The sequence below is a fragment of the Chryseobacterium sp. 2TAF14 genome (assembly GCF_052115105.1).
Taxonomy (GTDB): Bacteria; Bacteroidota; Bacteroidia; order Flavobacteriales; family Weeksellaceae; genus Chryseobacterium.
Genome location: NZ_JBFRGA010000083.1, coordinates 1 through 10,283, shown reverse-complemented (window position 1 = coordinate 10,283; position 10,283 = coordinate 1). Strand labels below are relative to the sequence as shown.

The window sequence follows — 10,283 nt, the reverse complement described above, 5'->3', positions numbered from 1 at the left end:
AATGAAAGATGTGGTGAAGCTAATGTCTGAATCTAAAGATTTGAACAAGTTTTTCATGACTCCTTACATTGATGCAAATAAAAAAACTGAGGTAGCAAACGAAATCTTCAAAAGCTTTTCGCCTGTTACTCAGAATTTGATCAGACTGATCATCAAAAACGGAAGAGAAAGTCAGCTTAAAAATGTAGCACAGCAATTTATCAATAAAGTTGAAGACATCAACGGTATTCAGAGAATTACGCTTACCACTGCAACACAGCTTTCCAACGAAAATATTGAGCAGATTTTAAGGTCTACCAACCTTGTAAACCAAACCAAAACTTTCGACCTTAATGTAAATGTAAAACCTGAAATTTTGGGAGGTTATATTTTAAGAGTGGGAGATCAGCAGGTAGATGCATCTGTAAAATCAAAATTGAATAAGATTAAAAAAGACTTTCAGTTAAATTAAGAAAAACAACCATATAATGGCAGAAATAAATCCGGCAGAAGTATCTGCGATCTTAAAACAGCAATTGGCCAACTTCGATACTCAATCAAACGTTGAGGAAGTAGGTACAGTTTTAACCATCGGTGATGGTATTGCTCGTGTATACGGGTTAGAACACGTACAATACGGTGAGTTGGTGAAATTTTCAAGTGATGTAGAAGGTATCGTACTAAACCTTGAAGAAGACAACGTAGGGGTTGCGCTTTTAGGTGAAAGTAAATCTGTAAAAGAAGGTGATACCGTAAAAAGAACAAACAGAATCTCTTCGATTAAAGTAGGAGAAGGTATGTTAGGTAGAGTAGTTGATACTTTAGGTAACCCAATCGATGGTAAAGGTCCTATTACCGGAGATTTATACGAAATGCCATTAGAAAGAAAAGCTCCGGGTGTTATCTACAGACAGCCTGTAACTGAGCCTTTACAAACAGGTATCGTTGCGATCGACTCTATGATTCCTGTAGGAAGAGGTCAGAGAGAGCTTATCATTGGTGACAGACAGACAGGTAAAACTACTGTTGCTATTGATACGATCATCAACCAAAAAGAATTTTATGATGCTGGTCAGCCAGTATATTGTATATATGTTGCAATCGGGCAAAAAGCTTCTACAGTAGCTCAGATTGTAAAAACTTTATCAGATAAAGGGGCTTTAGCTTATACAGTAATTGTTGCAGCTAATGCTTCAGATCCGGTTCCTATGCAGGTTTATTCTGCAATGGCAGGTGCTTCTATCGGAGAATTCTTCAGAGACACAGGTAGACCGGCTCTGATCATTTATGATGATTTATCTAAACAAGCAGTTGCTTACCGTGAGCTTTCTCTACTATTGAGAAGACCACCGGGACGTGAGGCTTATCCAGGAGACGTTTTCTATCTTCACTCAAGATTATTGGAAAGAGCTGCAAAAGTAATCGCTGATGATACTATTGCAAGCCAGATGAACGATTTACCAGAGTCTTTGAAACCAATCGTAAAAGGTGGCGGTTCTTTAACTGCACTTCCGATTATCGAAACTCAGGCGGGTGACGTTTCTGCATATATCCCAACAAACGTAATCTCTATTACAGACGGACAGATTTTCTTGGAGTCTGACTTATTCAACTCAGGGGTTCGTCCGGCAATCAACGTAGGTATTTCTGTATCTCGTGTTGGAGGTAACGCTCAGATCAAATCAATGAAAAAAGTTTCTGGTACGCTTAAATTAGACCAGGCTCAGTATAAAGAATTGGAAGCGTTTGCTAAATTCGGTTCAGACCTTGATGCTTCTACTTTAGCAGTTATCTCTAAAGGAGAAAGAAACGTAGAATTGTTGAAGCAGCCGGTAAACTCTCCGCTTCCTGTAGACAGCCAGGTTGCTATGATCTTTGCTGGTACAGAAAATTTAATGAGAAACGTTCCTATCAACAAAGTAAAAGAATTCCAGCACGAATATATCGAGTTCCTAAGATCTAAGCATCCTGAAACTATGGCTGCTATTAAATCAGGAAAAATCGATAACGATATTACAGGTGTTCTTAAGCAGGTTGCTACAGATTTAGCTTCAAAATATAACTAAAAATTAGTTGATGGTTTTTGGTTGATAGTTGACAGAATTTTCTAAAACTAGCAACCAACAACCGACAACCAACAACTAACCCAATATGGCAAACTTAAAAGAAATACGAGGAAGAATCAGTTCAATTTCATCTACGATGCAAATTACACGTGCTATGAAAATGGTTTCCGCTGCGAAACTAAAAAAAGCACAAGACGCCATCGTAATGTTGAGGCCTTATTCTGAAAAACTTCAGGAGATCATCCAGAATGTAAATTCTAGTTCAGATCCTGATCAGATTTCTGTTTACGCTCAGAAAAGAGAAGTAAAAAGAATACTTTTCATTGCAGTAACTTCCAACAGAGGTTTGGCAGGTGCTTTCAACTCTTCTGTAATCAAGGAACTTAACCGCCAATTTGAGAATAATTCTCAGTACGAAGTAGAAGTTCTTACCATCGGTAAAAAAGTTTACGATGCGGTAAGAAAAACTCGTAAGGTATTTTCTAACGAAAGCCCGGTGTTCGACAGCCTTAAATTTGAGAAAGTAGCAAATATTTCCGAAAGTGTTATGTCCAGATTTGTTGAAGGTAAATTTGATGAAGTTTATTTAATTTACAATAAATTTATCAATGCGGCAACTCAGGAAGTGATTACAGAACAGCTTCTTCCGATTTCAATGGCTGAAACAGAGAAAGAAGAAGGGCAAACAGAAACTGATTATATCTTTGAACCTAACAGAAATGAGATTTTAGATAACTTAATTCCTAAATCGATTAAAACACAGGTTTTCAAGGCAGTTTTAGACTCTGTAGCTTCAGAGCACGGTGCGAGAATGACGGCAATGCACAAAGCAACCGACAATGCGCAGGCTTTGAAAAACGATCTGGTTATTTTCTACAACAAAGCAAGACAGGCTGCCATTACAAACGAAATCTTAGAAATCGTTTCAGGAGCAGAAGCTTTGAAAAACTCGTAATAAAATACTCAAAAAATATAAAAGCACCGATACCTTTGGTGCTTTTTTTGTTATTATTATTTTGTATATCTTTGCATAAATAATTATAATTTCTAAATGGATTCTGACATAGTCAGGCTTTTGCTAGCCTTGTTTCTTGTATTACTTAATGGCTTTTTCGTAGCCGCAGAATTTTCAATTGTTAAAGTTCGTTATTCTCAGATTCAGCTTAAAGCTGCCGATGGCGATTCTATGGCAAAACAGGCAGAGCATATTATCAAGCATCTTGATGAATATCTTTCCGCAACACAGCTTGGTATTACTTTAGCTTCACTTGCTTTAGGTTGGGTGGGTGAAAGTGCAATGCACCACGTTATTGATGGCTTATTTCATTCTTTGAACATTAATCTTGCTGAATCTACAGTAACCACAATTTCTCTGGTTTTAAGCTTTCTGATTATTACAGTAATGCATATTGTTTTTGGTGAATTAATACCTAAATCGATTGCGATCAGAAAAGCAGAATCTACAACCATGGCAACTGCAGTTCCGTTGAGAGTTTTTTATACTATTTTCAAGCCTTTTATCTGGCTGATGAACTTGATGTCTAACGGATTTTTAAGGTTAATAAAAATTCATCCCGCTTCAGAACAGGAAATACATTCTACAGAAGAGCTTCAGCTTTTGGTAAAACAATCTGCCGACAGCGGAGAAATTGAGGAAGAAAACTATGAGATCATTAAAAATGCATTCGATTTTACCGATCATTCTGCAAAACAAATCATGGTTCCGAGACAAAATATTCTCTCTATTGATTTTAATGAAGATTTAAAAGTAATTATTGATACTATAATAGAAAGCGGATATTCCAGAATTCCGGTTTACGAAAATTCTATTGACAATATTATCGGGGTTTTCTTTACAAAAGAAATCATCAGAGAATATGTAAAAAGAAAAGGAAATCTAAACCATGAAGATTTAAAAGATCTTATGGGTGAAGCTTTCTTTGTAGTGGGAAGTAAGAAAATTTCAGATTTGTTAAAGATTTTCCAGCAGAAAAAACGTCATCTCGCAATCGTTATAGACGAATTTGGCGGAACTGAAGGAATTATTACCTTAGAAGATATTTTAGAAGAATTGGTAGGTGAAATTCAGGATGAAGAAGACGATGAAGAAAAACTGGTCGACAAAATTGCCGAAAATACGTATTGGGTAAAAGCAACACAGCCTTTGGATGAGATCAACGAATCTTTACCGAAAAAGCTGCCTCTTTCCGAAGAAAGCGAATACAATACATTAGCCGGATTTATTTTACATGCTTTAGAAGATATTCCGGAAGAAAACCAGGAGTTTGATCTTGAAAATTATCATTTTAAGATTTTAAAAATGAATAATAAAAGCGTTGAAATGGTTGAGCTGGTTTATACTGAGCCCAATATTGTTGACGATATTTTAGATAAATTAGATGTTTAAATTATAAAATAATGATTTTTTATAACAGCATAAAAGATTATGAAGATCCGAAAAGACAGTACGAAGAAGAAGTTCTGGTTTTGGATGATGTTGATGAAGTATATAAACTGATTCTTCATAACGACGATATTCATACGTTTGATGATGTAATTGAAGCATTAATTCAAATCTGCAAACACGATCCGATACAGGCAGAGCAATGCACAATGTTGGTTCATTTCAAAGGCAAATGCACGGTAAAAACCGGCTCGATGGATATTTTGAAACCCATGCATGAAAAATTAATTGCAAGAAGCTTAACAAGCGAAATCGTATAATACAGACTCCGACATTTATGTCGGAGTTTTTTTTGAATCTAAACTAATCTCTAAATTCTAATTTCTAACATCTCATTTCATCTAAAATACTATCTTTGTAAAAACTCTAAAGAAAAATAAACAGAATGCTTGTAATAGGAATTGCCGGAGGTACAGGATCGGGCAAAACTACCGTTGTTGATAAGATTATTCAGCAGCTTGATATTGAGGGAATGAATATTCTTTCGCAAGATAATTATTATAATGATAATCATAACCTTACGCTAACAGAAAGAGAAGCTTTAAACTACGATCACCCAAAATCCATCGATTTTGATTTGCTGATTAAGCACGTAAAAGCTTTGAAAAACAACGAAACAATCGAGCAGCCTCTTTACAGTTTTGTAACGCACGGAAGAACCGGTGATCACGTAACAGTTGAGCCGAAAAATGTTTTGGTCGTTGAAGGAATTCTGGTTTTAACCAATAAAGAATTACTGAAAGAATTCGATTTAAAAGTATTCGTACATGCAGACTCAGACGAGAGACTGATCAGGAGGATCAAAAGAGACACGCAGGAAAGAGGAAGAGATCTTAACGAGGTTTTACACCGTTATCAGACCACTTTAAAGCCGATGCATCAGGAATTTATTGAACCTTCAAAAAACGAAGCAGATTTAATTATTCCAAACATGAGGCAGAACTCTGTTGCGATTGATTTTTTAACGACCGTTATTAAAAATTCATTAAGAAAACACTAACAAAAATGGCAGAAAAAGAACTCATTAAAGACATCAAACCAAAATCGGAAATCTTTAAATTTTTTCAGAATTATGTTTTAAATAAATATGTTCTGACGATTTTCTTGTTTCTGGTGTGGATGATTTTCTTTGATAAAACTTCTTTTTTGGTAATCCATGAGCTCAATGGCGAGATTAATAAATATGAAGAGCAGCTCGATTATTATAAATCTGAATACGAAAAGAATGATAAATTCTACAAGAAACTGATGAATAATAAATCTGAAAAAGAAAAATACGCCAGAGAAAATTACTTTATGAAAAAGCCCAACGAAGAAATCTTCATCCTCGTTGTAGACAGCGCAAATATTGCGAAGAAATAATCAAAGTGAAGTATGAATGGTGAATTCGCTTTGCTTGTCAATTTTTAATTTAAACATAAATATAGTTGTCTAATTTTTGTCAATTCAAAATTCACTTGTGAAACAAAATTGACAATTGACAATTCACAAATATCCATATTCCATGTCAAACTCAGAAACCTTCTCAAACTGGGAAAATCTTGTTAAAAAACAGCTTAAAACCGATGATATCTACACCATTCTGAAAAAAGAAAATTTGGAAGGAATAGAGGTAAAACCCTTTTACAATTCTGTGGAAAAACCATTGACAAACCTTCCTAAAGTAGAAGAAAGCACCCATTTGGTAGCAGATTATCACGAAAGTCTTGAAGATGATGTTTTTGCATTTTTACTGAATGAAAATGTAGAAAACCTTGTCGGGAAAACGGTTTTTATTAACAATAAAGATTTGGCAGAACACATCAGTCCGCAAGATGAAGACCAGTATTTTTCTCTGATCGATGTTTTTGACGAAAAAAATGGGGAAATTAATGACCAGCTTGTAAAAGAGCTTTTGGCAAAAGATTTTAAAAGAAATATCTGTGTAGATGTTTCGCTTCATCAAAATGCTGGAGCTGCAATTTACCAGCAATTGGGGATTGCTTTGGCAAAAACAAAAGAGCTGATTGAAGTTTACGGAGCAGAAATCATCAATAAACTTATTTTCAGAATGGCTGTTGGAGGAAATTATTTCTTTGAAATGGCTAAAATAAGGGCTTTTAAATTGATTTTTAATCAGTTGTCTAAAGAATATGATTTGAACAATATTCCGTATATTTTTGCTGAAACTTCGCTTAGAAATAAATCAGTTTCAGATAACGAAAACAACCTGATCCGTTCAACTTTAGAATTGGCTTCAGCGATGATTGGCGGAGCAGATGCAGTTTACAGCAATAATTATCTGGTTGAAAAGAGCACCGAAAATTCACAAGAAATTTCTTTTAAACAACAGATTGTTCTGGCATACGAAAGTATCATCAATGTCTTTGAAGATGCGTCAAACGGAAGTTATTATATTGAAGATATTACCAATCAGATTGCCGATAAATCCTGGAAATTCTTTATTGAAACTGAAGAAAACGGAGGTTATCTTGAACTTTTAAAACAGGGAATTATCCAGAAAAATATTTACGATCATGCTGTTGAAGAACAAAAATGGGTGGAAGAAGGTAAAATAAAGCTGATTGGTGTTAATTTATACCCGAAATTAGAAGTTAAAAGATCTGTTGAGGAATTATATAGCCAGACTGAAATAAAAGCAGTTCGCTGGGCGGAAATGTTTGAATAATTAATCATAATATTTATGCCACGAATGCACGAATATATTTATTAAATTTGTATTCAGGCACAAATGGATTAAATATGAACATTATTTTCAAAGAAGACTCATATCAGATTATTGGAATCTGCATGGAAATTCACAATTATTTTGGGCACGGATTTTCTGAAATTGTATATAAAGATGCGCTGGAATTGGAATTTCGAAAGGCCGGAATATTCTATGAGAGAGAAAAAGAATATGAGGTTGTGTATAAGGGAATTGTTCTTCCACATAAATTTTATGCTGATTTCGTAGTTAAAGAAAAAATCGTTCTGGAAGTAAAAGGAAAGAACCATATTGCAGAAGCCGATCTTGCACAGGCTCTCAATTACTTAAAAGTTTCTGAAAATAAACTAGCAATGATCGTTAATTTTGGTGAATCAAGATTAAATTATAAAAGAATAGTTTTATAACTACTTAATATTAAAAAAAATATTCGTGCATTCGTGGCATTTAAACAAAGAAATCCAAAACTACATCACTGAAAATCTAAACGCAGATTTGCATGCTTTGCTATTAAAAAAATCTCCTTTTCCTGAAGTTTCAATGCATGAAATCGTGCAGCAGATCAAAGGAAAGCAAGTCGCACAAAAAAAATTTCCCTTTCTTTTGAAAGACGGAATTATTTTCCCTCCACAACTTAATCTGGAACAGTCTTCATCGGAAAAAACGGCTTTATATAAATCTGAAATTGTAAAAGGAAAGAAGTTTATTGATCTGACAAGCGGTTTCGGGATTGATGCCTATTATCTTTCTAAAAATTTTGATGAAATCATTTTGGTTGAGCAGAATGCGGAACTTTTAGAAATTGTAAAGCATAATTGGAATATTTTAGGTAAAAAAGCAAGCTTCATTAACCAAAAACTGGAAGACTTTCTTAATGGAAACAAAGAAAATTTTGATGTGATTTATCTTGATCCGGCACGAAGAGATCAGAATAAAAATAAAGTTTTCCTTTTGGAAGATCTTTCGCCAAATATTCTGGAAATTCAAGATCAATTGCTTTCTGTTTCGGAAGAAATTGTCATCAAACTGTCTCCGTTAATTGATTTAAAATACCTGATTTCGGTCTTAAAAAATATTTCTAAGATTGAAATTATTGCCGTTAAAAATGATGTGAAAGAGATTGTGGTTTTTCTTTCTAAAAATTATCGGGGAGAAATAATCTGCAAATGTACCAACCTTGAGAGCGCTGAAAAAGATTTTAGCTTTGAAATAAATGCTGAAAAAAATTCGGAAGCTGAATATTCAGAACCTGAAAAATTTATTTATATTCCTAATAATACGATTCTGAAGGCAGGAATTTTTAATTTAATTTCCCGGCATTTTAAACTCAAAAAACTGCATCCGAATACCCATTTATATACTTCTGAAATAAAAATTAAAGACTTCCCGGGAAGGATTTTAGAGATGGAAATAATTGATTCAAAGCAGATTAAAAAGAAAGATCAGTTTAATTTAATTTCAAAAAATTATCCATTAAAACCGGAAGAAATCAAGAAAAAATACCAGCTGAAAGATGGGGGAAACCAATATCTTATTTTTACGCAATCCAAAAAAGGTAAAATAATATTAAAATCAGTATAAAAATGTTGCCGAAAAATGCAATATTTCTTACTTTTGGGCAATTAAAAATTTAGGAATTGTATAATTCCGTCTGATCTTAAAAAAATAAAATCTGCATATGAAAAAATTAGTTCTATGTTTAGCTCTTGCAACGGTAGCGGTAAGCTGTAAGAAAATTCAGGCCGGAGGAAATAAAAATATCATCAAGCTTGAAGAAGGTACAGAAAGGTATTCAGATGACGAGCAAACAAGTGGTCACGAAGAAGATCTTTCGAAAGGACATGGAGAAGCTGGTCATGGAACTCACGAACCGGCAGTTGCTCCTAAATCTGACAGCGCTACGACTGAAAAGTCTGCTGATGTAAAAACGACAGGTTTGGAAAAACCTTCTGTTGAACAGCACTAATTTTTCTGAAATAAAAAATATAAATCCTGCATATTTGCGGGATTTTTTGTTGTACAAGATATAAATCATCCAGAATAAATTAAAAACCTTTTTGTTTGTGGTGACAGAACAAATTTTTTAATTTTAACAAAATTTAATTTACAATGCAAGAAACATTAAATTACATTAACGAAAACAAACAGCGTTTCGTAGATGAATTGTTTGAGTTACTTAGAATTCCTTCTATTTCTGCCGATCCCGCTTACAGCAATGACGTTCTGAAATGTGCTGAAGTTTGTGCAGAACACCTTAAAAATGCAGGAGCAGACAATGTTGAAATATGTAAAACCAAAGGTTATCCTATTGTTTTCGGTGAAAAGCTGATCGACAAAAATCTTCCGACAGTTTTGGTTTACGGTCATTACGATGTACAGCCTGCAGATCCTTTAGAATTATGGAAAAAGCCTCCTTTTGAGCCTTACATTGAGAAGACCGAGCTTCATCCTGACGGAGCGATCTTTGCAAGAGGTTCAGCCGATGATAAAGGACAGTTTTTTATGCAGGTAAAAGCGTTTGAAGCAATGATGAAGACCAATTCTCTGCCTTGTAATGTGAAATTTATTCTGGAAGGCGAAGAAGAAGTTGGCTCCGTAAGCTTGGGTGACTGGGTAAACGAAAATAAAGAAAAGCTTTCTTGTGACTGTATATTGATTTCTGATACGCATATTTACAGCAACGAACAGCCTACTGTTACAACAGGTTTAAGAGGCTTAAGTTACGTAGAAGTTGAAGTGGAAGGACCAAACAGAGATTTACATTCAGGTCTTTACGGAGGGGCAGTTCCGAATCCTATTCATGTGCTTTCAAGAATGATTGCCAAACTGATTGATGATGACGGACATATTACGATCGATGGTTTTTATGACAACGTAGAAACTGTTTCTGATGATGAAAGAGCCGAAATGAATAAGCTTAAAGATAATCCTGCAGAATTTAAAAAATCTATCGGCTTAAATGATGTTGAAGGTGAAAAAGGATATACAACGTTGGAAAGAACCTCAATTCGTCCTACATTAGATTGCAACGGAATTTGGGGCGGTTATACTGGTGAAGGTGCAAAAA

At 34.4% G+C, this 10,283-nt stretch carries 12 protein-coding genes; all 12 read left to right on the top strand.

Going from position 1 to position 10,283, the window contains the following annotated elements:
• The coding region (gene atpH / locus AB4Y90_RS10270) for an ATP synthase F1 subunit delta (protein WP_441557417.1) at positions 1-451 on the top strand (451 nt) is incomplete at its 5' end.
• A gap of 16 nt (positions 452-467) precedes the next feature.
• On the top strand, positions 468-2,045 hold the full coding sequence (gene atpA / locus AB4Y90_RS10265) for a F0F1 ATP synthase subunit alpha (protein ID WP_441557416.1): 1,578 nt from the start codon (positions 468-470) through the stop codon (positions 2,043-2,045).
• A gap of 85 nt (positions 2,046-2,130) precedes the next feature.
• Positions 2,131-3,000: an ATP synthase F1 subunit gamma gene (atpG, locus tag AB4Y90_RS10260; protein WP_441557414.1), complete on the top strand. Its 870-nt coding sequence runs from the start codon at positions 2,131-2,133 to the stop codon at positions 2,998-3,000.
• 96 nt (positions 3,001-3,096) lie between these two features.
• The gene (locus AB4Y90_RS10255) at positions 3,097-4,452 is read left to right on the top strand and encodes a hemolysin family protein (protein WP_441557413.1); all 1,356 of its coding nucleotides are present in this window, start codon (positions 3,097-3,099) and stop codon (positions 4,450-4,452) included.
• An 11-nt stretch (positions 4,453-4,463) separates the two neighbouring features.
• Complete coding sequence (locus AB4Y90_RS10250; RefSeq protein WP_441557411.1) at positions 4,464-4,769, top strand: ATP-dependent Clp protease adaptor ClpS; 306 nt, start codon at positions 4,464-4,466, stop codon at positions 4,767-4,769.
• A 125-nt stretch (positions 4,770-4,894) separates the two neighbouring features.
• Positions 4,895-5,509 (top strand): uridine kinase, encoded by a 615-nt coding sequence (gene udk / locus AB4Y90_RS10245; RefSeq protein ID WP_441557410.1) that lies wholly within the window; start codon positions 4,895-4,897, stop codon positions 5,507-5,509.
• A 5-nt stretch (positions 5,510-5,514) separates the two neighbouring features.
• On the top strand, positions 5,515-5,871 hold the full coding sequence (locus tag AB4Y90_RS10240; protein ID WP_441557408.1) for an FtsB family cell division protein: 357 nt from the start codon (positions 5,515-5,517) through the stop codon (positions 5,869-5,871).
• Positions 5,872-6,013: 142 nt separating this feature from the next.
• Complete coding sequence (locus AB4Y90_RS10235; RefSeq protein WP_441557406.1) at positions 6,014-7,177, top strand: methylmalonyl-CoA mutase family protein; 1,164 nt, start codon at positions 6,014-6,016, stop codon at positions 7,175-7,177.
• A 74-nt stretch (positions 7,178-7,251) separates the two neighbouring features.
• The gene (locus AB4Y90_RS10230; RefSeq protein ID WP_441557405.1) at positions 7,252-7,623 is read left to right on the top strand and encodes a GxxExxY protein; all 372 of its coding nucleotides are present in this window, start codon (positions 7,252-7,254) and stop codon (positions 7,621-7,623) included.
• 25 nt (positions 7,624-7,648) lie between these two features.
• Positions 7,649-8,797: a class I SAM-dependent methyltransferase gene (locus AB4Y90_RS10225; RefSeq protein ID WP_441557404.1), complete on the top strand. Its 1,149-nt coding sequence runs from the start codon at positions 7,649-7,651 to the stop codon at positions 8,795-8,797.
• Between the two features lie 97 nt (positions 8,798-8,894).
• Positions 8,895-9,182, top strand: coding sequence for a hypothetical protein (locus AB4Y90_RS10220; protein ID WP_441557403.1), 288 nt, complete (start codon positions 8,895-8,897; stop codon positions 9,180-9,182).
• A gap of 143 nt (positions 9,183-9,325) precedes the next feature.
• The coding region (locus AB4Y90_RS10215; protein WP_441557401.1) for a M20/M25/M40 family metallo-hydrolase at positions 9,326-10,283 on the top strand (958 nt) is incomplete at its 3' end.

Excerpts from the sequence above, each read along its gene's own strand:
- atpA (WP_441557416.1), top strand. The coding sequence starts at position 468 with ATGGCAGAAATAAATCCGGCAGAAGTATCTGCGATCTTAAAACAGCAA.
- atpG (WP_441557414.1), top strand. The coding sequence starts at position 2,131 with ATGGCAAACTTAAAAGAAATACGAGGAAGAATCAGTTCAATTTCATCT.
- AB4Y90_RS10255 (WP_441557413.1), top strand. The coding sequence starts at position 3,097 with ATGGATTCTGACATAGTCAGGCTTTTGCTAGCCTTGTTTCTTGTATTA.
- AB4Y90_RS10250 (WP_441557411.1), top strand. The coding sequence starts at position 4,464 with ATGATTTTTTATAACAGCATAAAAGATTATGAAGATCCGAAAAGACAG.
- udk (WP_441557410.1), top strand. The coding sequence starts at position 4,895 with ATGCTTGTAATAGGAATTGCCGGAGGTACAGGATCGGGCAAAACTACC.
- AB4Y90_RS10240 (WP_441557408.1), top strand. The coding sequence starts at position 5,515 with ATGGCAGAAAAAGAACTCATTAAAGACATCAAACCAAAATCGGAAATC.
- AB4Y90_RS10235 (WP_441557406.1), top strand. The coding sequence starts at position 6,014 with ATGTCAAACTCAGAAACCTTCTCAAACTGGGAAAATCTTGTTAAAAAA.
- AB4Y90_RS10230 (WP_441557405.1), top strand. The coding sequence starts at position 7,252 with ATGAACATTATTTTCAAAGAAGACTCATATCAGATTATTGGAATCTGC.
- AB4Y90_RS10220 (WP_441557403.1), top strand. The coding sequence starts at position 8,895 with ATGAAAAAATTAGTTCTATGTTTAGCTCTTGCAACGGTAGCGGTAAGC.